General features: G+C 72.2%; 20 protein-coding genes. 11 read left to right on the forward strand and 9 right to left on the reverse strand.

Annotated elements, in window-relative coordinates; all coding sequences use genetic code 11:
• Positions 1–43: 43 nt before the first annotated feature.
• A complete protein-coding gene (locus tag OG607_RS39620) occupies positions 44–622 on the forward strand; it encodes a transglutaminase domain-containing protein (protein WP_405734269.1) in 579 nt (192 codons plus the stop codon).
• Positions 623–640: 18 nt separating this feature from the next.
• Here OG607_RS39620 and OG607_RS39625 read toward each other — a convergent pair whose 3' ends face one another.
• Together OG607_RS39625 and OG607_RS39630 are read right to left on the reverse strand one after the other, a co-directional pair.
• On the reverse strand, positions 641–1378 hold the full coding sequence (locus OG607_RS39625) for a lysophospholipid acyltransferase family protein (RefSeq protein WP_405734271.1): 738 nt from the start codon (positions 1376–1378) through the stop codon (positions 641–643).
• A gap of 172 nt (positions 1379–1550) precedes the next feature.
• Positions 1551–1967, reverse strand: coding sequence for a DUF4395 domain-containing protein (locus OG607_RS39630; RefSeq protein WP_405734273.1), 417 nt, complete (start codon positions 1965–1967; stop codon positions 1551–1553).
• 92 nt (positions 1968–2059) lie between these two features.
• On the opposite strand from OG607_RS39630, the gene OG607_RS39635 reads away from it, so the two are divergent.
• The 7 genes from OG607_RS39635 to OG607_RS39665 all read left to right on the forward strand — a co-directional run bounded on the left by OG607_RS39635 (position 2060) and on the right by OG607_RS39665 (position 9797).
• A complete protein-coding gene (locus OG607_RS39635) occupies positions 2060–2473 on the forward strand; it encodes a TlpA family protein disulfide reductase (RefSeq protein WP_405734275.1) in 414 nt (137 codons plus the stop codon).
• A 199-nt stretch (positions 2474–2672) separates the two neighbouring features.
• The gene (locus tag OG607_RS39640; RefSeq protein ID WP_405734277.1) at positions 2673–3197 is read left to right on the forward strand and encodes a flavin reductase family protein; all 525 of its coding nucleotides are present in this window, start codon (positions 2673–2675) and stop codon (positions 3195–3197) included.
• A gap of 196 nt (positions 3198–3393) precedes the next feature.
• Complete coding sequence (locus OG607_RS39645; RefSeq protein ID WP_405734279.1) at positions 3394–4179, forward strand: electron transfer flavoprotein subunit beta/FixA family protein; 786 nt, start codon at positions 3394–3396, stop codon at positions 4177–4179.
• Positions 4180–4260: 81 nt separating this feature from the next.
• Positions 4261–5223 (forward strand): electron transfer flavoprotein subunit alpha/FixB family protein, encoded by a 963-nt coding sequence (locus OG607_RS39650; protein WP_405734281.1) that lies wholly within the window; start codon positions 4261–4263, stop codon positions 5221–5223.
• A gap of 103 nt (positions 5224–5326) precedes the next feature.
• Positions 5327–6715, forward strand: coding sequence for a hypothetical protein (locus OG607_RS39655; protein WP_405734283.1), 1389 nt, complete (start codon positions 5327–5329; stop codon positions 6713–6715).
• Positions 6716–6776: 61 nt separating this feature from the next.
• Positions 6777–8051 carry a DUF6986 family protein gene (locus tag OG607_RS39660; protein ID WP_405734285.1) on the forward strand — a complete coding sequence of 425 codons (1275 nt, stop codon included), beginning with the start codon at positions 6777–6779 and terminating at the stop codon, positions 8049–8051.
• Between the two features lie 90 nt (positions 8052–8141).
• Complete coding sequence (locus OG607_RS39665; protein WP_405734287.1) at positions 8142–9797, forward strand: serine/threonine-protein kinase; 1656 nt, start codon at positions 8142–8144, stop codon at positions 9795–9797.
• Here the strand turns inward: OG607_RS39665 and OG607_RS39670 are convergent.
• The 6 genes from OG607_RS39670 to OG607_RS39695 all read right to left on the reverse strand — a co-directional run bounded on the left by OG607_RS39670 (position 9775) and on the right by OG607_RS39695 (position 16258).
• A complete protein-coding gene (locus tag OG607_RS39670) occupies positions 9775–10755 on the reverse strand; it encodes an acetylxylan esterase (RefSeq protein WP_405734289.1) in 981 nt (326 codons plus the stop codon). The two genes, OG607_RS39665 and OG607_RS39670, sit on opposite strands and share 23 nt — an antisense overlap.
• Before the next feature lie 70 nt (positions 10756–10825).
• Complete coding sequence (locus OG607_RS39675; protein WP_405734291.1) at positions 10826–11629, reverse strand: ABC transporter ATP-binding protein; 804 nt, start codon at positions 11627–11629, stop codon at positions 10826–10828.
• Positions 11626–12660, reverse strand: coding sequence for an ABC transporter ATP-binding protein (locus tag OG607_RS39680; RefSeq protein ID WP_405734293.1), 1035 nt, complete (start codon positions 12658–12660; stop codon positions 11626–11628). The genes OG607_RS39675 and OG607_RS39680 overlap by 4 nt, the downstream gene beginning before the upstream one ends.
• A complete protein-coding gene (locus tag OG607_RS39685; RefSeq protein WP_405734295.1) occupies positions 12657–13586 on the reverse strand; it encodes an ABC transporter permease in 930 nt (309 codons plus the stop codon). Before OG607_RS39685 ends, OG607_RS39680 begins: the two co-directional genes overlap by 4 nt.
• A gap of 3 nt (positions 13587–13589) precedes the next feature.
• Positions 13590–14576, reverse strand: coding sequence for an ABC transporter permease (locus tag OG607_RS39690; RefSeq protein WP_405734297.1), 987 nt, complete (start codon positions 14574–14576; stop codon positions 13590–13592).
• Positions 14577–14587: 11 nt separating this feature from the next.
• On the reverse strand, positions 14588–16258 hold the full coding sequence (locus OG607_RS39695) for an ABC transporter substrate-binding protein (protein ID WP_405734299.1): 1671 nt from the start codon (positions 16256–16258) through the stop codon (positions 14588–14590).
• 236 nt (positions 16259–16494) lie between these two features.
• Here OG607_RS39695 and OG607_RS39700 point away from each other — a divergent pair, with 236 nt between their 5' ends.
• Both OG607_RS39700 and OG607_RS39705 read left to right on the forward strand, forming a co-directional pair.
• Positions 16495–17511, forward strand: coding sequence for a LacI family DNA-binding transcriptional regulator (locus tag OG607_RS39700; protein WP_405734301.1), 1017 nt, complete (start codon positions 16495–16497; stop codon positions 17509–17511).
• Between the two features lie 86 nt (positions 17512–17597).
• Positions 17598–19532, forward strand: coding sequence for a cellulase family glycosylhydrolase (locus OG607_RS39705; protein ID WP_405734303.1), 1935 nt, complete (start codon positions 17598–17600; stop codon positions 19530–19532).
• A gap of 646 nt (positions 19533–20178) precedes the next feature.
• Here OG607_RS39705 and OG607_RS39710 read toward each other — a convergent pair.
• Entirely contained in the window at positions 20179–21189 is a 1011-nt protein-coding gene (locus OG607_RS39710) for a LacI family DNA-binding transcriptional regulator (protein WP_405737362.1), read from the reverse strand.
• A gap of 92 nt (positions 21190–21281) precedes the next feature.
• Between OG607_RS39710 and OG607_RS39715 the strand changes: the two genes are divergently transcribed.
• Positions 21282–22289: an ROK family protein gene (locus OG607_RS39715; protein ID WP_405734305.1), complete on the forward strand. Its 1008-nt coding sequence runs from the start codon at positions 21282–21284 to the stop codon at positions 22287–22289.
• Positions 22290–22393 lie beyond the last annotated feature (104 nt).

The following is a 22393-nucleotide window of genomic DNA, read 5'->3' on the forward strand; positions in this document are numbered from 1 at the left end:
AATCTATTGCACCCTGGCTCTACATCTTCCTAGTATCCGTCACATGGAGCCGATACCGGAGACCCCTGACCTGTCCGCCTATCTGGCCGCCGATGAGGTCATCGACCACGACCATCCGCTGGTTCGCGAGACCGCCGCACAGCTGCGCGCCCAGGCCCCCGCCCTGCATGACTATGCCAAGTCCGCTTTCGAATTCGTGCGCGACACCATCCCGCACTCCCAGGACGCGGGAGACATGCGGGTCACCTGGCGCGCCTCCGACGTCCTGGAGCGGCGCACCGGCATCTGCTACGCCAAAGCCCATGCCCTGGCGGCCCTGTTGCGCGCCGAGGGCATCCCGGCAGGGCTGTGCTACCAGTTCCTCGGCGAGATCCACGGCCTCGTCGCGCTGAAACTGCCCGGCCACGACGGTTGGGCCCGCCAGGACCCCCGGGGCAACAAGCCGGGCGTGGACGCGCAGTTCTCCCTCACCGAGGAGCGTCTGGCCTTCGTCCCGGACGCCGGGCAGGGCGAATTCGACTACCCGGCCCTTTACGCGGCCACCCCGGCCCCCGTACTGGAGTGCCTCCAGCGGGCCACCGACCGGCCGCACCTGTGGCGGACGCTGCCCACGGCGCTGTAAGCGACGTAAGTGACAAGGTCAGAGCGCGGCTTCGCGGTCGCGCGCGGCCGCCTCCTCCGGGGTCGGCGCGGTGCCGCCGAGGTGGGTGGGGAGCCACCAGCGGTCGTCGGGGCCGGAGGGCTTGCCGGGGTAGGCGCGCTGGGCGTCGTCGAGGAGTTCCTGTACGCGGATGCGGAGCCGGCGGGTGAGGGCGCCGGGCTTCTCGTTCTCCAGCGGGTTCATCGGCTCGCCGACCCGGATGGTGATGGGGGTGCGGCTGCGGCCGAGATTGCGCGGCTGCCCCTTGGTCCACAGCCGCTGGGTGCCCCACAGGGCCACCGGCAGGAGCGGAACGCCGGCCTCCATGGCGAGGCGGGCGGCGCCGGACTTGAAGGTCTTCAGGGTGAAGGACTGGGAGATCGTGGCCTCGGGGAAGACCCCGATGATCTCGCCGCCGCGCAGCGCGTCGAGCGCGTGCTTGTAGGCGTGCATACCTTCCGACCGGTCCACCGGGATGTGCTTCATCGCGCGCATCAGCGGCCCGGAGATCTTGTGCCGGAACACCGACTCCTTCGCCATGAAACGCACCAGCCGCTTGGCCGGCAGCGCCGCGAGCCCCGCGAAGACGAAGTCGAGATAGCCGATGTGGTTGCTCACGAGCAGCGCGCCGCCCTTGCGGGGGACGTTCTCGGTGCCGCCGATGTCGAAGCGCAGCCCCTGCACCTTGAACATGGTGCGGGCGACGCCGATGACGGGCGGGTAGACCAGTTCGGCCATGTCGGGGTCCCTGCTCTCTCTGGGGATGGCTCCCGGCAGAAGTTACGCAGCCGTAGGTTTCGGGCCGCTGGGCGATCGTGCCCCCTAAACGGGTGCCGTGTCACCTCGCGTGCCCGACATCGAAGGAGATTCTCATCACGTCATAGTCACGCCATGGTCACGTCATCGTCAATCATGCCGCGACGCGCCGCAGAATCAGATACACCTCGCAGCCGAGGCAGTAGCCGAAGGCCGCGTTCAGGAAGGCCGCCGCCAGCGCGGCGCCGGTCGCCGCCAGGCCCAGCCACTGCGGTCCCGCGAAGTACCCGATCAGGCCGACAGCCGCGAAGACCAGGCCCACGGCCTGCGCGAACCGCGGCGGCGCCGGGTCCTCGGTCTCGGCGGGCGGTCCCAGGCGGGGGCGTACGAGCATGCGGAAGAGCCGGCCGTAGGGTGAGTTCTGGACCCCGGCGGCGGCTCCGATCGCGAAGAACAGCGCCTGCGCGGCCAGCAGCCAGCCGCTGTTGGTGATCAGGACGACGGCCAGGACGCCGGCGGTCAGGGTCGCGGCGAATCTCGGGCCCCGTGCGTCGATTGCAGTAGTGCTCATGGCGGCAATGATTCCGGATGCCTGTGGATACGGGTCCTTGGGAATCATTGCGGTCATATGAACGCTGCACGGGGTCGGGAGGAATACACGACATGACAGGACTGGTGGTGTGTGTCGCGGTGCTCGCGGCGTCCGGACTCTACGGACTGCTGCACCAGCGGCGCCAGGGGAGGATTCGCGTGCGGGCCAAGGACGGCGCGGAGCGGCTGACGGCCGCCGAGATCGGCGGACCGCTGGGGGAGCGGGCGACCCTCGTCCAGTTCTCCAGCGCCTTCTGCTCGCCCTGCCGCGCCACGCGGCGAACGCTCGGCGAGGTCGCGGAGATGGTGGCCGGCGTCGAGCACATCGAGATCGACGCCGAGGCGCATCTGGATCTCGTACGGCGGCTGTCGATCCTCAAGACGCCGACCGTGCTCGTACTCGACGCGGACGGCAGCGTCGTGCGGCGCGCGGCCGGTCAGCCGAGGAAAGCCGATGTGATCGCCGCACTCGGCGCGGCGGTATGACGGTGATCCCATATTTCGGGCCGGTCTTGACGGAGCACCGACCGGATCGTCACTCTGACGTTATGTCGCGAGACCCCCTTCTGTACGCACGAGCGGATGTCGACCTCGGTCGGCACGCCAGCGCGCGCTGTCCGGGCCAGTGAGCGCCCCAGACGACAGCACGCCGCCTCCGGCACCACCGTTCCAGAAGGACAATTCCATGACTGCCTCGACCGACATAGCCACGTCCACGTCCGCGGCAACGCCCGCCACCTTCGACTCCTCGGTCTTCCGCTCGGTCTTCCGGCGCCACGCCGCCGGTGTCGCCGTCATCACCGCGCCCGGCCTGCGCCCGGTCGGGTTCACCGCGACCTCACTGACGTCGGTGTCCGCCGAGCCGCCGCTGCTCTCCTTCGGCATCAGCACCGGGGCCTCCGCCTGGCCCACCCTCTCCGAGGCGCCCTTCGTGGGCATCCACATCCTCGGCGAGCACCAGCAGGAGCTCGCCGCCACCTTCGCCCGCAGCGGCGCCGACCGCTTCGGCCCGCCCACCGCCTGGAGCGCCGGCCCGCACGGCGTCCCCCTGCTCGACGAAGTCCCCGCCTGGCTCGTGGCGCGGGTCGTGGCCCGCATACCCGCCGGGGACCACCGCATCGTCGTGGCCCAGGCGATCGCCGGCGACCCCGAGGGTCCCGGGCGTCCGCTGCTCTACCACCAGGGTGGTTTCAACGCACTGCGGCACTGAGGTGTCGTCGTCGGACGGCGTCGGGAAGGTCACAGTTCGCCGCGCTTGCATACGGGTAAAGAGCTGGGTGTACTGACGAGTAATATTTCCGTCGGGGCCGCGCTGGGGTCCCGACCGGGAGCCGCCGTCACAGGCGCATATGCTGCCTGTCAGAGGGCAGTCGCCGACGAAGCCGATGCAGTGTAGGAGAACTGGCGTGAGCTTGAGGATCGTAGTCACCGTGAAGTACGTGCCCGATGCCACGGGTGACCGTCACTTCGCCGAGGACCTGACCACTGACCGGGACGCGGTCGACGGCCTGCTGTCGGAGCTGGACGAGTACGCGGTCGAGCAGGCGCTGCAGATCGCCGACGCTGCCGACGACGCGGAGATCACCGTCGTGACGGTCGGCCCGGAGGACGCGAAGGACGCGCTGCGCAAGGCGCTTTCCATGGGCGCGCACAAGGCGATCCACGTCGAGGACGAGGGGCTGCACGGCACCGACGTCATCGGCACCTCGCTGGTGCTGGCCAAGGCGATCGAGCACGCCGGGTTCGACCTGGTCGTCACCGGCATGGCGTCCACCGACGGCACGGCGGGCGTGGTCCCGGCGCTGCTGGCCGAGCGCCTGGGCGTCCCGCAGGTCACCCTGCTGTCCGAGGTCTCCGTGGCGGACGGCAAGGTCACCGGCCGCCGTGACGGCGACGCGGCCAGCGAGACCCTGGAGGCCTCCCTGCCCGCGCTGGTGTCGGTGACCGACCAGTCGGGCGAGGCGCGCTACCCGTCCTTCAAGGGCATCATGGCGGCCAAGAAGAAGCCGGTCGAGGCCCTGGACCTGTCCGACCTGGGCATCGAGGAGTCCGAGGTCGGCCTCGAAGGCGCCTGGACCAAGGTCGCGGACGCCACGGCCCGCCCGGCGCGCACCGCCGGCACGATCGTCAAGGACGAGGGCGAGGGCGGCAAGCAGCTCGCGGAGTTCCTCGCGAGCCAGAAGTTCATCTGACGGCTGCGCGACCGAGCAGTTCCGCCGGAAGCCGCCGCTCCCTCACGCCCCCTCACACGTTCCGCAGGAGAATTGATTCCCATGGGTGAAGTCCTCGTCTACGTCGACCACGTGGACGGTGCCGTCCGCAAGCCGACCCTCGAACTGCTCACCATCGCCCGCCGCCTGGGCGAGCCCGTCGCCGTCCACCTCGGCCCCGGCGCGGCCGACGCCGCCCCGGTGCTGGCCGAGCACGGCGCCACCCGCGTGCTCGCCGCCGACGCGGCCGAGTTCGCCGACTACCTGGTCGTCCCGAAGGTGGACGCCCTCGAAGCCGCCGCCAAGGCCGTCTCGCCGGTCGCCGTCCTCGTGCCGTCCTCCGGCGAGGGCAAGGAGATCGCCGCCCGCCTGGCGCTGCGCCTGGGCTCGGGCATCATCACCGACGCCGTGGACGTCGAGGCGTCCGACGAGGGCCCGGTCACCACGCAGGCGGTGTTCGCGGCCTCCTTCACCACCAAGTCCCGGGTCAGCAAGGGCGTGCCGGTGATCACCGTCAAGCCCAACGCCGCCCCCGTCGAGGCCGCCCCGGCCGCCGGCACCGTCGAGGAGCTGGCCGTGACCTTCGGGCCGCTGGCCACCGGCACCAAGGTGACCGCGCGCACCCCGCGCGAGTCCACCGGGCGCCCCGAGCTGACCGAGGCCGCGATCGTGGTCTCCGGCGGCCGCGGCGTCAACGGCGCCGAGAACTTCCACATCATCGAGGCCCTTGCCGACTCCCTCGGCGCGGCCGTCGGCGCCTCCCGCGCCGCGGTGGACGCCGGCTGGTACCCGCACACCAACCAGGTCGGCCAGACCGGCAAGTCCGTCTCGCCGCAGCTGTACATCGCCAACGGCATCTCCGGCGCCATCCAGCACCGGGCCGGCATGCAGACCTCGAAGACCATCGTCGCGGTCAACAAGGACGCCGAGGCCCCGATCTTCGACCTCGTCGACTACGGCGTCGTCGGCGACCTCTTCCAGGTCGTCCCGCAGCTCACCGAGGAGATCAACGCCCGCAAGGGCTGAGCCCGCTGAGCCGCACCGGCCCACTCGGCGGCCCCCGTACGCGATCTTGCGTACGGGGGCCGTTCCGGTGCGCGCGCACAGCCGCGCGTGTGAGGATGCGCGGGTGACGAACGAGCCCCCGGCACGCCGGCATTGGCTGCCCACGTACACCTGGCTGCCCCGCACGGCGGAACCCTGGTCCGATCCCTACACGGGAAACCCGGTCACCGTGCCACGCGCCGGCGCGGCACTGCTCCTGATCGGCGGTCAGGCCATCTTCACCTCCGCCACGCCGGAGTGGGGCATCGCCGCGTCCGCCGCCGTGATCCTGCTGGCCCTCGCCGCCTGGCCGTTGCGGCGGCGCAGCGTACGGCCCAGCGACGACGGGGCCTGGGTGGACTGCGGCAAGTCCGCGATACGTCTCGTACGCCCGGTCCCGGACGGGTCCGGGCCGGCCGTGCTGACCGAAGTCGGCGCCGCGCAAGGGGTGCTGCTCGACCCGGACGCCTCGGCGGCCGCGCTGCGGGCGGCGGCGAATCTGCTGGCGGCGGCCGGGGTCGATCCGGAGCGGCTCCAGCGGGTGGGCACCGACATGCCGGAGGCCGACGAGGAGGACAGCGAGGACGAGGGCAGCGAGGGCGACGAGGACGAGGAGGGCGACGAGGGCACGGACGTCTGGAACGGCGACTGCCTGGTGACGCACGACGCCACGACGGCCTTCGTCCTCGAACTCGCCGCCTTCGGCGAGCGAGGCGACAAGAATTTCGAGCACGAGCGCAAGCGTCAGGGAGCCCTCGTCGCCCGCATCGCCGCAGCACTCGGCGCGGCCGCCCCCGTGATCCCCGGGCCCCCGGGCAGGATTCCGGACGAACTCCAGGTCACCACCGACGACCTGCGGGCCTTCGCCGAGGCCGGACTGGCCTCCGCGCAGCGACTGGAGCGGCAGTTCGAGACATCCGCGGTGGAGGGCCCGGCCGACATCGCCCTGGACCTCGGCCGGACCCGCGCCTGGCCGTCCCGCGTGGACGCCATGCCGGTGCGGGCCCTGGCGACCGCAGACCCGGGCCGGATCGCCGCGATCCTGACCGAGGACCTGGCCGCGCAGGCCGCCACCGACCGCGCCCGGGAGCAGCGCGGCGACGCCGTGGGCGCGCCCGTGGCCGACGCGTGGGAGCGGCGCTGGCACCTGTACCTGGAGCGCTACGCGGCCCGGGCGTCCGCAGCCCCGGAACCGGCCCCGGAGGTGGCGGACGCGGCCCCGGTGGATCTGCCGCAGAACGGGGCGCTCGGCCTCACCCCCACCGCCCGCGCCGCGCTGCTCCTCGCGGCCACCGCCGACGACTCGCTGCGCGCCCGCGCCGCCGGCCCGTTCGCCCTGGCCGCGAGCCCCGTCAGCCGGCGTATCCCCTGGCCCGGGCACCGTAGGCTGGCCGTGGCGGGGGACCGGCTGCTGCTGGCGATCACGGTCTATGTCGTGCCCTTCACCCACCTGTGGGCGGGGACCGTGCGTTGACGGGCCCGATCATGAACGCTAGCTTCGCTTCAACGGTTTGTTGAAGATCTGGAGGATCCGTATGGCGGACATGGCCGGGACATCTCTGCCGGACGCGGTCGTCAGGGACATCGGCGCCTCGCTCGCCGGCGTGGACGCCGAACTCGCCCGCCGCTACCCCGGCGACCCCGGCACCCGCCAGCCCGTCCACACCGTCTACGTGCCCGCCGACGCCTTCGCCGCCGGCACCGTGCGCGACTGGGGCGACCGGGCGCTGGCCGCGCTCGACGAGCACGCCCCCGACGCGGCCACGCTGGCCCGGGTCCTCGGCCTGCCCGACGAGCTCGCCGGGCCCGTCCACGACCGCGTACGCGCCAAGCTGGAGCGCGAGCCCGTCGAGGACATCCGGATCGACTTCGAGGACGGCTACGGCCCGCGCCCCGACGCGGAGGAGGACGCGGCTGCCGTCGCGGCCGCCCGGACCCTCTCCGCCGCCGTCGCCGACGGCAGTGCGCCGCCGTACGCCGGCATCCGCATGAAGTGCATGGAGGCGGCGGTCCGCGACCGGGGCATCCGCACCCTCGACCTCTTCCTCACCGGCCTGATGGACGCCGGCGGCCTGCCCGCCGGGCTGGTCCTCACCCTGCCCAAGGTCACCTTCCCGCAGCAGGTCACCGCGATGGTCCGGCTGTGCGAGGAGTTCGAGAAGGCGCGCGGGCTCACCCCCGGCCGGATCCGCTTCGAGATCCAGATCGAGACCACCCAGGCCGTCCTGGGCCCCGACGGCACCGCCACCGTCGCCCGCCTCATCGACGCGGCGCAGGGCCGGGCGAGCGGTCTGCACTACGGCACCTTCGACTACAGCGCCTCCTGCGGCGTCAGCCCGGCCCACCAGTCCATGGACCACCCCGTCGCCGACCACGCCAAGGCCGTCATGCAGGTGGCCGCCGCCGGCACCGGCGTCCGGCTCTCCGACGGCTCGACCAATGTGCTGCCCGTCGGGCCGACCGACCGGGTCCACGAGGCCTGGCGGCTCCACTACGGGCTGGTCCGGCGGTCGCTGGCCCGGGCGTACTACCAGGGCTGGGACATGCATCCCGGCCACCTGCCCACGCGCTACGCAGCCGTCTACGCCTTCTACCGGGAGGGATTCGGCGTCGCCGCCGCCCGCCTGGCCGCCTACGTGGCGAAGGCCGGCGGCGACATCATGGACGAGCCGGCCACCGCGAAGGCGCTCAGCGGCTACCTGCTGCGCGGCCTGGACTCGGGCGCCCTGGACACCGCAGAGGTCACCACGGCGACGGGGCTCACGCGGGCCGAACTGGACGCGCTGGCGGGGCGACTTGCGGCGAACTGACGCATTCGGCCCGCCTGGTGGGCCGGGTGGGCCTAGGGTGTCGTCCCGAACGAGTGAGCGTACGAACGCTGAACGAGACGTGGGGAAGCCGTGACACCCAGACTGCTGGCGGGCCGTTACCGGGTGATCGAGGAACTGGGCAAGGGCGGAATGGGCACGGTGTGCCGGGCCCTGGACGAAGAACTCGGCCGTGAGGTCGCCGTCAAGGAACTGCGTACCTTCTCCGACGCGACCGGCCCCGACCTCGCCCTGTTATGGAGCCGGATGCGGCGTGAGGCCCGCGCGGCCGCCCGTATCCGGCACGCCGGGGTCATCGCGGTGTACGACGTCGCCGACCACGAGGGCAGCCCCGTCATCGTGATGGAGCTCGTCGACGGCCCGTCGCTGGCCGACCTCCTCCAGGCGGACGGGACCGTGGACCCGCTCGAGGCCGCCCGCATCGGCGCCCAGGTGGCAGACGCGCTCGCCGCCGCGCATGCCGTCGGCGTACTGCACCGGGACGTCAAGCCCGGCAACATCCTGCTCGGCCGGGGCGGCCGGGTGGTCCTCACCGACTTCGGCATCGCCACCGTCGACGACCCCGGTGACGGCTACCCCAGCCGGCTGACCCACACCGGCGTCCTCGTCGGCTCCCTGGAGTACATGGCCCCCGAGCGCGCCCAGGGCGACGACCCCGGTCCGCCGTCCGACATCTGGTCGCTCGGCGCGGCGCTGTACGCGGCCGTTGAAGGATCCTCGCCCTTCCAGCGCACCTCCACGTGGACGACGCTCACCGCGATCGTCACCGAGCCGCTGCCCGCCTCACGGCGCTGCGGCCCGCTGCTGCCGGTGCTGCGGCGGCTGATGGACAAGGACCCGAAGGCCCGCCCCGACGCCGCGGAGGCCGCCCAGCTGCTGGCGGCGCTCTGCGCGGCCGAGCCCGGCAGCGCGGTGGCGGTCCGGGAGCCGGCCCCGTCGCTGCCCGTCGCCCCGGAAGCCGAGCCCGCAGCTCAGCCTGCCTCCGCCGCCCAGCCCCTTCCCGCCGAGCCCGGGACGTCCGGCTCCGACACGGTGCCGAACCAGGCCTCCGGACGCGCGCGTGGCGCCAGACGCCGCCGTACCGTCGTCGCCTTGGCCGCGGCGGGCGGGGTGCTCGCGGCGGCGGGCGCGACGCTGGCCTTCGTCGTCGGCGGCGGTGGAGACGCCCCGGCCGGGACCCGGGTGGCCGGCGGGCTGAACGCCGCCGACCCGCAGGTCCGGTCCAGCAGCGCGGTCACCGCGAGTGCGAGCGCCTCCCCGAGCGGCAGTGCGTCGCCGTCCTCCGGCACCGGCGCCGGGGCCGCCGACTCCCCCGGGACCACCGCCGCGCCGACCGACCGGGCCACCGCGACCGACGCGGCCCCCGGCGGACCCGTCGCCGCCACGTCGGCCTCCGCCGAGCCCGCCCCGACCTCGGCCGCCACCACCACCGCCCCCGCCGCCGACAACGCCTGTACGGACGCCGGGGGCGGCACCTACGACTGCACGGTCATCAAGGCCGCCAACTCCTTCGACGACGACCGCACCAAGGTGGGCGTCGTCTACAAGGGCACGCGCGCCTTCTACTGCCAGGCCGACGTGGGCATCAGCCGCACCCGCGCCGGGGTGACCAGCACCTGGTGGGCCAAGACCGACGACGACAGCGGCAACAGCGGCGTCTGGATCACCGTCACCGTCATCAGCGGGGCCGTCGACAACACGCCACTCAGCGGTCTGCCCACCTGCTGAGCTGCCGCAGCCACAGCAGCTGCTCGTACGGCTGGGAGCCGCGCCCGCCGCCGTGGTCGCCGAACTGCCAGACGCGGATGTCCTTCTCTCCCGCGTAGGCGTTGTACGCCGCGTAGACGGTGGAGGGCGGGCAGACGGGATCCATCAGGCCGACGCTGAACAGCGCCGGCGCGGTGGCGCGCGCGGCGAAGTGGACGCCGTCGAAGTAGTTGAGGGTGGCGAAGACCAGGTCGGGGTCGACACGCTTGTGGACGCTGAGGTAGTGGGCCAGTTCCGGGTAGGGGCCGTCGCCGGCGGTGTCCGCGCCCCGCCGGTAGTGGCACAGGAAGGGCACGTCGACGAGAGCCGCGGCCACCGCGTCCCCGGCGAGCCCTGCCACGGACAGGGCGAGGCCGCCCCCCTGGCTGCCCCCGGCGACGACGATGCGGTCGGGGTCTACCAGGGGGTGCTCGCGCAGGATGTCGACCGCCCGTACGCAGTCGGTCATGAGGCGGCGGTAGTAGTAGTGCTCGGGGTCCTCGATGCCGCGCGTCATGAAACCGCCGATGTACTGCGTGCCGGGTCCCGGGTCCGGGTCGGAGGTGTCGTGGCCCTGGCCACGGCTGTCGACGACCAGGTGTGCGTAGCCGGCGGCGCTGTAGAAGAGGTGCTCGTGGTGGAGGCCGCGCCCGCCGCTGTAGCCGATGAAGTTGACGACGGCCGGCAGCGGCCCGGTCGCGCCGCGCGGCAGCAGCAGCCAGGCGGCGACGGGCTGGCCGCCCCAGCCCGGGAAGCGCACGTCGTACACGTCGACCGTGGTCAGGGGCGAGTCCTCGACCCGCCGGTACTCCGCCGGGCCGCCGGCGGCGGCCCGGGCGGTGGCAAGGGTCTTGGACCAGAAGTCGTCGAAGTCGTCGGGTTCGGCTATCGCGGGCCGGTACGTCCGCAGTTCGTCGAGCGGCAGGTCGGTGAGCGGCATGGAGATGTCCCCTTCTCTGGCTCTGCGTCCGGCGTGATCGACCGAATCGAATCGTTTCACCCGCCGGATGTCAACGGGTCCGCGTGCGCGGCCGCAGCGGGTCGGGCGCGGCGTCCGCGAGCGCCCGGGTGTACGGATGCGCGGGCCGCAGGATGACGTCGTCCGCCGGGCCGCGCTCGACGATCGAGCCCTTGTTCATCACCAGGATCTCCGACGCGAAGTGCCGTGCCGTGGCGAGGTCGTGGGTGATGTACAGGACGGCGAGGTCGTCCTCCCGCTTGAGCCGGTCGATCAGATGGAGGATCTCCAGCCGGATGGACACGTCCAGCATCGAGACCGGCTCGTCCGCGAGCAGCACCGACGGCCGGGGCGCCAGCGCACGCGCGATCGCCACCCGCTGCCGCTGCCCGCCGGACAGCTCGTGCGGCCGGGCGGCGGCGACCCGCTCCACCGGGGTGAGGCTGACCCGGCGCAGCAGCGCGTGGACCGCCTTCTCCTCCTCCGGACCGCGCCTAGTGTGGCCGTGGATGCGCAACGGCCGGGCCAGGTGATAGCCCACGGTGTGCCGGGGATTGAGGGACGAGAAGGGGTCCTGGAAGACCATCTGGACCTGGCGGCGGTACGCGCGCAGCCCCGCCCCGCGCCGGGCCGCCGGTGCGCCGTCCAGGGTCACCGTGCCTGCCGTCGCCGTCTCCAGCCGGGCCAGGATCCGGGCCACCGTCGACTTGCCGCTGCCCGAGGCCCCGACCAGGGCGACGGTCTGCCCCGGGCGCAGACCGAAGGACACGTCGTCCACGGCCCGCAGCACGTCGCGCCGCACCGCGTTGCCGACGTTGAACTCCTTGACCAGGCCGGTCACATCGAGCGTCGTCATCGGACTCCCTCCACCGACGGTACGGGGAACGTCCCGGCCAGCAGCTCCGCCGGCGGTCCGAGCGGCCGTACCTTCGGATCGTGCAGCACACAGGCCGCACCCGACACCAGCGGCGGCACGCCCCGCGCGCACGGCTCCGCCGCCCAGGGGCAGCGCGGCGCGAAGGCGCAGCCGGACTCCGGCAGCGACAGGTCCGGCGGGCTGCCCGGGATGCCGCGCAGGCTCCGCCGCTCGCCGCGCAGCGAGGGGAAGGAGGCCATCAGGCCGACGGTGTACGGATGCCGGGGCGCGGCCTGCAGTTCGCCGGCCGGGGCCAGCTCCACCAGGCGGCCCGCGTACATGATGCCGATCCGGTCGCTGATCTCCAGCAGCAGGGACAGGTCGTGGGTGATGAAGACCACCGCGAATCCGAAGAGTTCGCGCAGCCGGTCGATCTCGCCCAGGATCTCGCGCTGCACCAGGACATCGAGGGCGGTCGTCGGCTCGTCCATCACCACCACATCGGGGTTCAGGGCCAGCGCCATGGCGATGACGACGCGCTGCCGCATACCGCCGGACAGCTCGTGCGGATAGGCGCGCATGCGCTTGCGGTCGATGCCCACGAGGTCCAGCAGTTCGGCGGCGCGCGCACGCCGCTCCTTGCGGCCGCCTCCCGCGTCATGCGCGTGCAGAGTGTCCGTGAGCTGGCGCTCCACCGGCAGCAGCGGATTGAGCGCGTTCATGGCGCCCTGGAACACCATGGAGATCCGCTCCCACCTGAAGCGCCGCAGCTCCTCGCCGCCCAGCCCCAGCACATCGGTCGCGGCGCCGTCGGGCGCGTAATGGGTCACCGAGCCGCCGGTGATACGGCCGGGGGGCCGCAGCAGCCGCGTCATGGCGTACGCGAGGGTGGACTTGCCGCAGCCGCTCTCCCCGGCCAGGCCCAGGACCTCGCCGCGGTGGACGGTGAGGCTGACGTCCCGCACCGCGCGCGTGGCGCGTTCGGCCTCGTACGCCACGCTGATGCCGTCGATGCGCAGGACGGGTTTCATGATCGGGCGCCTTTCCAGGTCCGCAGCCTCGGGTTGAGCAGCTCGTCGAGGCCGAAGTTGATCAGGGACAGGCCGGTGCCGGCCAGGGCGATGCAGGCGCCGGGCGGGACGAACCACCACCAGGCGCCGAGCTGGAGGGCCTGCCCGTTCTGCGCGAAGTAGAGCATGCTGCCCCAGGTGCGGCCGTCGAGGTTGCCGAGGCCCAGGAAGGCGAGCCCGGCGTCGGTGAGGATGGCCAGGATCAGCCCGAAGACGAACTGCGAGGCGATGATGGGGATGAGGTTCGGCAGGATCTCGAACGCCATGATCCGCCAGGTCCGTTCGCCGCTCACCTTGGCGGCTGCCACGTAGTCGCGGCTGCGCAGGCTGAGCACCTGGGAGCGCAGGACCCGGGCCGGGGCGGCCCAGGTGGTGAAGGCGATGACGAGGGCGATCACCAGCAGGCTGCGGTTGCCCACATAGTCGGTGATCATGATCACGAGCGGCAGGCCGGGCAGCACCAGCACCACATTGGTCAGCAGCGACAGGAACTCGTCCGCCGCGCCGCCCAGATAGCCGCCGACCACCCCGATCACCGTCGAGACGGCAACGGCCGCGCTCGCCGCCACCACCCCGATCAGCAGCGAGCCCCGGCTGCCGAGCAGCAGCAGCTTGAAGACGTCCTGGCCGGTGTCGGTGGTGCCGAGCCAGTGCCCGGCCGACGGCGCGAGCAGCACATCGTCGCCGACCGTCGTCGCGCCGGAGGCGAGAGCGGCGCCCACGGTGGCGAGCAGGGCGAAGAAGCCCACGATCAGCAGCCCGGCGGCGAGCTTGCGCGAGCGCGAAAGCCGCCACCGCCGGGCGCGGGCCGGCTCATGAGCGGCGTCCGGCGCGCCCGGCTGGGCGGCGGCCGAGGCCGAAGCCGAGGCCGAGGTAGGTACGGCCATGGGTCACCCTCCGTGCCGCGTACGCGGGTCGATGACGGTGTAGAGCAGGTCCACCAGGAAGTTGGCGCCGAGCACGGTGAGCGTGATCACCAGGAACAGGGCCTGCATCAGCGGATAGTCGGCGTTCTGGACCGCCTGGAGCAGCGCGAAGCCGACCCCCGGATAGCTGAAGACCGCCTCGGTGACCACCGATCCCGCCACCACGAAGCCCAGCGAGATCGCGAAGCCCGACACACTCGGCAGGACCGCGTTGCGGGCGGCGTACGCGAGCATGACGCGGCGCGGGCGCAGCCCCTTGGCCTCGGCGGTCAGGACGTAGTCCTCGTACATCGTGGACACCATCATGTTGCGCATGCCGAGCATCCAGCCGGCCACCGAGCTGAGCACGATCGTCAGCGCCGGCAGCACCCCGTGATAGACCGCCGTCCCGATGAACGCGCCCGACCAGCCGGGGGAGGCGACCGTGTCGTCGTAGCCCCCGGCCAGCGGGAACACCGGCCAGATGTTGCCGAGCAGGTAGAGCAGCACCAGCGCCAGCCAGAAGTACGGCACGGCCGCCAGGAAGGTGGCCGACGGGATGACCGCGTCCAGCCAGCTTCCGCGCCGCCAGCCGGCCAGGGCGCCCAGGCCGATGCCCAGGGTGAAGCTGATGGCGGTGGCGACGCCGACCAGGGCCACCGTCCAGGGCAGCGCCTGGGCGACGACGGTGGAGACGGGGGTGGGGAAGTAGGTGATAGACAGCCCGAAGTCCAGGTGGGCGAGGCCGCCGATGTAGTCGAGGTACTGGTGCCACAGTGACTTGCCGCCGATGCCGAACTGCAGCTCCAGCGCGCGCCGGGCCTCGGGCGGCAGGGGAGTGGTGTTCTGCGTACGGGCGATGATCACGTCCACCGGATTGCCCGGCATCATGCGCGGCAGCAGGAAGTTCAGCGACAGGGCCGCCCACACCGCGACGAGGTAGAAGGCGGCCTTGCGTCCGAGATAGCGCATGCCCGGCCGCCCTACTTCACGGGCTTCAGGCGCATGGCGACGTAACCGCTGTCCGGCGCCTGCCAGATCTCGGGGATCGCGTAGAGGTTGTCGGCGGTCGGGAAGCCGGTGACGCGGGTGTCCCGGTACTCGGTCAGGGAGCTTGCGTAGACGAGCGGGATGTAGGGCAGCTGCGCGGCGCTGACCTTCTGGATGGCGGCGTAGGCGGGCTTGAGCTTCGCCTCGTCGTTCGTCGACTCGATGGTCTCCAGCGCGCTGTCGATCGCCGGGTCGGTGAAGCGGGCGTAGTTGCCGGGCGCGTTCTGGCCGACCGGCCGGTAGAGCTTTTTGCTGAACAGGTACTTGAACATCTGGTACGGCTGCGGCCCGCCGTACGCGTTGTCGATCAGCATCTGGAACTTGCCGTTGTTGCGGTCGGCGGTCAGCGAGGCGTAACTGACCTCCTGCGGCTGGAAGTCGATGCCGATGGGCCTCAGCTCCTGCTGGATGACCTGCAGCGCGTTGATGAAGTCGCTCCACCCCGTCACCACCTTGGCGGTGATGGTGAGCTTGCGGCCCTGCCCGTCGCGCAGGATGCCGTCCGAGCCCTTCTTCCAGCCCGCGTCCGCCAGCACCTGGGCGGCGGCCGCCGCGTCGGCCTTCAGCGAGAGCGCGCCGACCTCCGGATCCAGGTACTTGCCCTGGTCGCGCTGGTTCAGGAAGGACGGCCCGGCGGGCGGGCTGTAGCCGGAGAAGGCCAGCTTGTTGAGCTGGGCGCGGTCGACGGCCAGCGAGATCGCCTTGCGCACGGGCGCCTGATCGGTCGGGAACGTCTTGGTGTTGGCCGTCAGTTCGGTCACGAAGAGCGGGGTGTTGATGTACTTGTTGTGCGGGTCCTTGGACGCGTAGACCTTCTCGATCTGCGGCACGAACAGGCCCGCCCAGTCCAGCTTCTTGGCGTTGAGCGCGGTCAGCGTCGCCGTGTTGTTGCCGTACATCACAAAGCGCAGGCCGCCGATCTGCGGCTTGCCGGGCTGCCAGTACTTGGGGTTCTTCACCACCGTGTAGGTCTGCGAGGAGAAGGACTTGAGCATGAAGGCCCCGCTGCCCACCGGATTCGGATTCTGATAGGTCGACGGGTCCTTGACCTTCTCCCAGATGTGCTTCGGGATGATGTACGTCCGTCCCGCCAGCGACCACAGCTCGGTGTACAGCGGCGCCTTGGTGGTGATCGACACCTCGTGCTCGCCCAGCACCTTGATGGCCTCGTACTCCAGGCCGCCCGTGTTGAGCTTCGGGTCGTCCTTGGCGAGCTGGTAGGTGTACGCCACGTCCTCGGCCGTCAGCGGCTGCCCGTCGGACCACTTGGCGCGCGGGTCGAGCTGGAAGGTGGCGGTGCGGCCGTCCGCCGAGAGCTTGTAGGACGTGGCGAGCCAGGGCTGGACGTCACCGGCCTTGCCCTGGTTGAAGAAGAGCAGCGGCTCGTAGATCATCCCGTAGGTCGGGGTGTTAGCGGTCTGCGGGATCGGGTTGAAGTTCCTGGTGAACTGGCCCGTCTGGCCGTTGGCCACGGTGAGGATCGGGCTGCCGCTGTCGTTCTTGGCGGTGCCCGAACCGCTGCAGGCGGCGAGCGAGGCGGCGGCGAGGATGCCGACCGCGGCGAGGGCTGTACGGCGTCGGCGCAGTGTCGTCCTGAATCGCACCGTGCTTCCTCCTTCTGGTGGGAGGGTTCCCATTCGGCGTGCGGCCCATGGAAACGGGCACTGACATCGCTGTCAACGTCTGCGTACGAAATTTTGTGAACCGGTTAAGTCGTCGCAGATCAACCGCAGATCACAGGTTTGAGGGTGCACAATTCACTTCGCGGGCCGGATTTTCCTGAACCGGTTCACGCACACGTTCACGCACACGTTCATGCACCGACCGACGAGGGGCCCAGGTGAAGCCACCCACCATCGCCGACATCGCACGCGCGGCAGGCGTCTCCAAAGGCGCCGTCTCGTACGCCCTGAACGGCAAACCGGGAGTCTCCGAGCTGACCCGGCAGCGCGTCCTGCGCATCGCCGACGAACTCGGCTGGCACCCATCCAGTGCCGCCCGCGCCCTCATCGACGGCCGCAGCGGGGCGATCGGCCTGGTCGTCGACCGGCCCGCCTGGGTGCTGGGCATCGAGTCCTTCTTCATGCAGTTCATCGCCGGTATCGAGGCCGAGCTCAGCGCCACCGGCGGCGGCACCGCCCTGCTGCTCCAGGCCACCGAGGACGCCGAGGCCGAGATGGCGGCCTACCGCCGCTGGTGGGGCGAGCGCCGGGTCGACGGTGTGATCCTGGTCGACCTGCGCGAGGACGACCCCCGCCCCGGCGTCGTGCGCGAACTGGAACTCCCGGCCGTCATCGTCGGCCACGCCGGCGGCATCGAGGGCCTGCCCTCGGTCCGGATCGACGACGGCGTCGCCATCGCCGAGGTCCTCGGCTACCTCGCCGCCCTCGGCCACCGCCGCGTCGCCCGCGTCGCCGGTCCCGGCCACTTCGTCCACACCCGCGAGCGCACCGACGCCTTCGCCGACGGCGCCCGCGCCCTCGGCCTCACCGCCGTCACCCTCACCGCCGACTACTCCGCCGAGGGCGGCGCCCAGGCCACCCGCCGCCTGCTGTCCGGCCTTGAGCGCCCCACCGCCATCGTCTACGACAACGACGTGATGGCCGTCGCCGGACTCGGCGTCGCCCAGGAAATGGGCCTCGACGTCCCCGCCGACCTCTCCCTCGTCGCCTGGGACGACAACGCCCTGTGCAGCCTGGTCCGCCCCGCTCTCACCGCCGTCGGCCGCCATGTCCCCGAGCACGGCCGGCAGGCGGTGCGCACCCTGCTCAAGGTGATCGCAGGCGAGCCGGTCACCGACGTGACCATCGCCCCGCCCGTCCTCGTCCCCCGGGCCAGCACGGCGCCCGCCCGTTGATTCGCAGCCACCGCCGACCCCGTTGACCCTTAACCGGTTAAGTGCTTCCATCGAGGGCGCGATTCCTTCCCAGGGAGGTCCCCCGTATGAGCCGTCCCCGTCCCCCGCGCCCCCGCCCCCTGCCCCCCATGTGGCTCGGCGTCAACTTCTGGTCCCGCGGCGGCGGCCCGCTGATGTGGCGCCCCGGCACCTACGACCCCGCCCTCGTCCGCGAAGAGCTGCGCACCCTCCACGACCACGGCCTCAACATGACCCGGTCGTTCTTCTACTGGCCCGACTTCCACCCCGAGCCCGACCGCCTCGACGAGGACTGCCTCCGCCACTACGCGGACTTCCTCGACGCCCACCAGGAGCTCGGCCTCACCACCGTCCCCACCTTCATCGTCGGCCACATGTCCGGCGAGAACTGGGACCCCGCGTGGCGGCAGGGCCGCGACCTCTACACCGACGTCTGGATGGTCGCCCGCCAGTCCTGGTTCATCACCGAGACCACGGCACGCTTCGCGGATCACCCCGCGGTCTCCGGCTGGCTCATCACCAACGAAATGCCGATCTACGGCGACCGCTCAGCCACCCGGGAGTCCGTCACCGCCTGGGCCCAGCTCATGGTCCAGGCCGTCCGCGCCGGCGGCGGCACCCAGCCCGTCTCCATCGGCGACGGCGCCTGGGGCGTCGAGAACAGCGGCCACGACAACGGCTTCTCCGTAAGGGACTTGGCGGAGCTGACGGACTTCATCGGCCCCCACGTCTACCCCATGGGCGACGACGTGGTCCGCCAGCACCACACCGCCGCCTTCATCTGCGAGCTCGCCGGGACGTTCGGACTCCCCGTCGTCCTGGAGGAGTTCGGCCTCTCCACCGACTTCGCCGCCGCCGACCACGCCTGCCACTACTACCGCCAGGTCCTCCACCACACCCTCCTCGCGGGCGCCACCGGCTGGATCGCCTGGAACAACACCGACTACGACAACCTCATCCACCAGGACCCCTACCGCCACCACCCCTTCGAGCTCCACTTCGGCCTCACCACGGCCGACGGCACCCCGAAACCGCACCTGGGCGAACTCGCCGCCTTCGCCCGCACCCTGCGCGAAATCGACGCCCCCGCCTGCCGTCGCGAGCCCCCGCAGGCCCTCCTCCTCGTCCCCTCCTATCTCGAAGGCATCTTCCCCTTCACCGAGGACGGCGACCGCTCCGAACCCTTCGACGTCCTCCGCCAGGCCTACGTCGCCGCCCGTGCGGCCGACCTCCCGATCGGCGTGACCCGCGAGCGGGACGGCTTCGCGGACGGCTCCGCGGACGGCTCCGCGGACACCGCGCGGCTGTACCTCGTACCGTCGTTGAAGCAGCTCACCGCCCCCACCTGGTACCGCCTCGAAGCCCTCGCCGAAGCCGGCGCCACCGTCTACGTCTCCTACAGCCACGGCTCCCACGGCGTCCAGCGCGGCCCCTGGCACTCCCACCTCGACCGCTTCTTCGGCGTCCGCCACCGGCTCCGCTACGGCCTCGTCGACCCCCTCACCGACGACGAAGCCGAATTCACCTTCGTCTCCGACCTCGGCCCCCTCCGGCGCGGCACAACCCTCCGGTTCCGCATCGCCGGCACCGCCCACAGCCGCTCCTACCTCCCCGTCGAGCCCGACGGCGCGGACGTCCTCGCCATCGACGCCCACGGCCGCCCCGCTCTTCTGCGACGCCGAGTCGGCGACGGCTCGATCGTCCTCTCCACGTACCCCCTGGAACGGATGGCCGCCGCCTCCCCTGCCGTCAACCCCGAGGACACGCAGCTCCTCTACGACGCGCTCGCCGACCTCGCCGGCATCACCCGCACAGTCCGCGTCGACGACCGCCGCGTCGCGGCGGCCGTCCTCCACCACCCGGACGGGCGCCGTTTTGCCGTTCTGAGCAGCCAGTCCGACGTGCCGGTGGCTGTCAAGCCGGTGGTTCACGGCGGCTTCCTGGATGCCCTCGAACTGGGCCCCTACGGGGTGGTCGTACGGGAGATCGGCGCCTTGCCGTAGCGTCGCAGCGGTGCTGCCTGCACCGGTGCCGTTGCGGTGCCGTCTGCCATGACTGGCGGTTCCGTCCTCAAGCGCCGGACGGGCTGGGTTGGCCGTGGGGTCGGGGGCGCCTGCCGGGGTCTCTCTCCTCGGCGCTCGCGACTCGGGCACCTTCAGTCCGTGCCCGGGATCCTCGCTCGTCGCCTGCGGGAGAACCCCTCCACCGCCCCCGCCCGGCCCAGGGGAGGTGGGCGGTGCCCCCGGGTCGACGGCCGGAGGCCGGCGCAGCGGTCCGAAGCCAGCGAAGCGCCCGCGAGGACCGCGCAGGAGGATAGGGGCCCTCGCTCGTCGCCTGCGGGAGAACCCCTCCACCGCCCCCGCCCGGCCGGAAGGGCATCATCAGCCCGTCCGAGCCTGAGGACCCGTACCCCCACCGGCCGGTGGCCGCCAACCGGCCGAAGGGGACGGTGGAGGGATGCGCCCGGAAGCGACGAGCGAGGATCCCGGGCACGAACAAGGCCGACCCGAGTCGCGAGCGCTGAGGACGCAGTCCCGGCAGGCGGCCCCGACCCCAGACGAAACGGCAGGCGCACACCGGCCGACCCAGCCCGTCCGGCGCTTGAGGACGGAACCGGCAACCCCGACCGACGGCACCGTAACAACAGGCCTACGCGATAGCGCGCGGCGGAATCTCCCCCGACCCCCGGGCAATGAGCCGGCACGGCAGTTCGACTCGCGCCGGCTCCCCGGACGCGCCGTCGAGCCGCTGGAAGAGCAGCCGCGCCGCGGTAAGCCCCAGCAGGGCCGGGTCCTGGGCGACGACCGTGACGCCGGGCCGCAGCAGATCCGCGAGCTCGAAGTCGTCGAAGCCGACGAGGGCGACCTGGCCGGGGCCGTCGCGATCGCGGTCGCCCTCGTAGAGGACGCGCACCGCGGTGACCGTGATGCGGTTGTTGCCGGCGAAGAGAGCCGTGATCGGCTCGGGCCCGGCAAGCATTCGCTCAAGCTCGGCACGTACGCGCTCGGGGGAGGTCGGCCCGGAGGAGACCCACGCGTCCCGGACGGCCAGGCCGGCCGAGGCCATCGCCTCGCGGTACCCGCGCAGCCGCTCGGCCGCCGTGTGGATGTGCGGCTGGTCGCCGATGAAGCCGATGCGGCGGTGGCCGTGGGCGATGAGGTGGGCGACGCCGTCCCGCGTGCCGCCGGCGTTGTCGCTGAGGACGACGTCCGCGTCGATGCGGCCGGCCGGGCGGTCGACGAAGACCGTGGCGACGCCGGCGGCGATCTCGGGCTCCAGGTAGCGGTGGTCGTCGCTGGCGGGGACGACCACCAGACCGTCGACCCGCCGTGCGCAGAAGGCCAGTACAAGCTCCTGCTCGCGGTCGGCGTTCTCCGCGCTGGACCCGGTGAACAGAAGCGTCCCGTGGGCGCGGGCGAGGTCCTCGACGGCCCGGCTCAAGGGGGAGTAGAAGGGGTCGGCCAGATCCTCCAGCACCAGCCCGATGCTGGCCGTACGGCCCTTCCGCAGCAGCCGCGCGCTGTCGTTGCGGCGGAAGCCGAGCGCTTCGATGGCGGACTGGACGCGGGCGATGGTGTCGTCGGTGACTCCGGGTTCCTCGTTGACGACGCGGGAGACGGTCTTGAGGCCGACGCCGGCGCGGGCCGCGACATCCTTCATGGTGGGGCGGGCGGTGAGGGTGCGCGGAATCTCGGTCACAGGCGGATCCTAGGGGCTGGACAACGTTGTCAACAAAGGGTGAGACTACCGCCATGCGCACCGAATACACGGCCGGGCCGCCCGCCGCGCCCCGACCGTCCGCCGAGACCGCCCCGCTGATCGCCGCGCTGGACATCGGCGGTACGAAGATCGCCGGTGCGCTGGTGGACCCGGACGGCCGGCTGCTCGTACGGGCCCTGCGGCCCACGCCCGCGCGGGAGGACGGGGCGACGGTGATGCGTGCCGTCGAAGAGGTGATCGCCGAGCTCCGCGCCGCCCCGCAGTGGCCGACCGTGGTGGCGGTCGGGATCGGCAGCGCGGGCCCCGTCGATGCCTCGGTGGGCACCGTCAGTCCGGTGAACGTGCCGGGGTGGCGGGACTACCCGCTGGTCGCGGGGGTCACGGAGGCGTCCGGGGGGCTGCCCGTGGTGCTGACCGGGGACGGTGTGGCCATCGCGGCGGCGGAGCACTGGCTGGGCGCGGCGCGGGGCCATGACAACGCGGTGTGCATGGTCGTGTCGACCGGCGTCGGCGGCGGCCTGGTGCTCGGCGGGAGCGTCTATCCGGGGCCGACGGGCAACGCGGGCCACATAGGCCACATCAGCGTGGACCTCGACGGAGACCCGTGCCCCTGTGGCTCGCGCGGCTGCGTCGAGCGCATCGCGAGCGGCCCCAACATCGCCCGCCGCGCCCTGGAATCGGGCTGGCGCCCCCTGGCCGGGGCCGAGCCGACCGCCGCCGCCGTCGCGGACTCGGCCCGTGCCGGGGACCCGGTGGCGCTGGCCTCCTTCGACCGCGCCGCTCAGGCGCTGGCCGCCGGCATCGCCGCCACCGCGACCCTCGTCGAGCTCGGGATCGTGGTGATCGGCGGTGGCGTCGCCGGGGCCGGGCCGCTGCTGTTCGACCCGCTGCGGGCCCACCTCGGCCGCTACGCGACGCTGTCCTTCACCTCCGGCGTGAAGGTGGTCCCGGCCCTGCTCGGTACGGACGCTGGGCTGGTCGGCGCCGCGGCCGCCGCGGCGCAGGCGCTGCGGCCAGCGGGGTTCAGCTCGGCGGGCTGAGGGCCGCGGCCAACCGGGGCAGGCTGCCGGTGACGGCGGCGAGGGCGAAGTGGTCGTGGTAGTCGCGTGATTGGGAAGAACCCTTCGAGCTGTACGCGGAGGAC

Origin of the sequence: Streptomyces sp. NBC_01537 (genome assembly GCF_045040445.1) — a bacterium.
In the GTDB taxonomy this organism is placed as follows: domain Bacteria; phylum Actinomycetota; class Actinomycetes; order Streptomycetales; family Streptomycetaceae; genus Actinacidiphila.

Coding starts and splice junctions, on each gene's coding strand:
- OG607_RS39650 (WP_405734281.1), top strand. CDS start 4,261: ATGGGTGAAGTCCTCGTCTACGTCGACCACGTGGACGGTGCCGTCCGC.
- OG607_RS39675 (WP_405734291.1), bottom strand. CDS start 11,629: ATGACGACGCTCGATGTGACCGGCCTGGTCAAGGAGTTCAACGTCGGC.
- OG607_RS39680 (WP_405734293.1), bottom strand. CDS start 12,660: ATGAAACCCGTCCTGCGCATCGACGGCATCAGCGTGGCGTACGAGGCC.
- OG607_RS39715 (WP_405734305.1), top strand. CDS start 21,282: ATGCGCACCGAATACACGGCCGGGCCGCCCGCCGCGCCCCGACCGTCC.
- OG607_RS39705 (WP_405734303.1), top strand. CDS start 17,598: ATGAGCCGTCCCCGTCCCCCGCGCCCCCGCCCCCTGCCCCCCATGTGG.
- OG607_RS39635 (WP_405734275.1), top strand. CDS start 2,060: ATGACAGGACTGGTGGTGTGTGTCGCGGTGCTCGCGGCGTCCGGACTC.
- OG607_RS39630 (WP_405734273.1), bottom strand. CDS start 1,967: ATGAGCACTACTGCAATCGACGCACGGGGCCCGAGATTCGCCGCGACC.
- OG607_RS39620 (WP_405734269.1), top strand. CDS start 44: ATGGAGCCGATACCGGAGACCCCTGACCTGTCCGCCTATCTGGCCGCC.
- OG607_RS39660 (WP_405734285.1), top strand. CDS start 6,777: ATGGCGGACATGGCCGGGACATCTCTGCCGGACGCGGTCGTCAGGGAC.
- OG607_RS39690 (WP_405734297.1), bottom strand. CDS start 14,576: ATGCGCTATCTCGGACGCAAGGCCGCCTTCTACCTCGTCGCGGTGTGG.
- OG607_RS39640 (WP_405734277.1), top strand. CDS start 2,673: ATGACTGCCTCGACCGACATAGCCACGTCCACGTCCGCGGCAACGCCC.
- OG607_RS39625 (WP_405734271.1), bottom strand. CDS start 1,378: ATGGCCGAACTGGTCTACCCGCCCGTCATCGGCGTCGCCCGCACCATG.
- OG607_RS39670 (WP_405734289.1), bottom strand. CDS start 10,755: ATGCCGCTCACCGACCTGCCGCTCGACGAACTGCGGACGTACCGGCCC.
- OG607_RS39685 (WP_405734295.1), bottom strand. CDS start 13,586: ATGGCCGTACCTACCTCGGCCTCGGCTTCGGCCTCGGCCGCCGCCCAG.
- OG607_RS39710 (WP_405737362.1), bottom strand. CDS start 21,189: ATGAAGGATGTCGCGGCCCGCGCCGGCGTCGGCCTCAAGACCGTCTCC.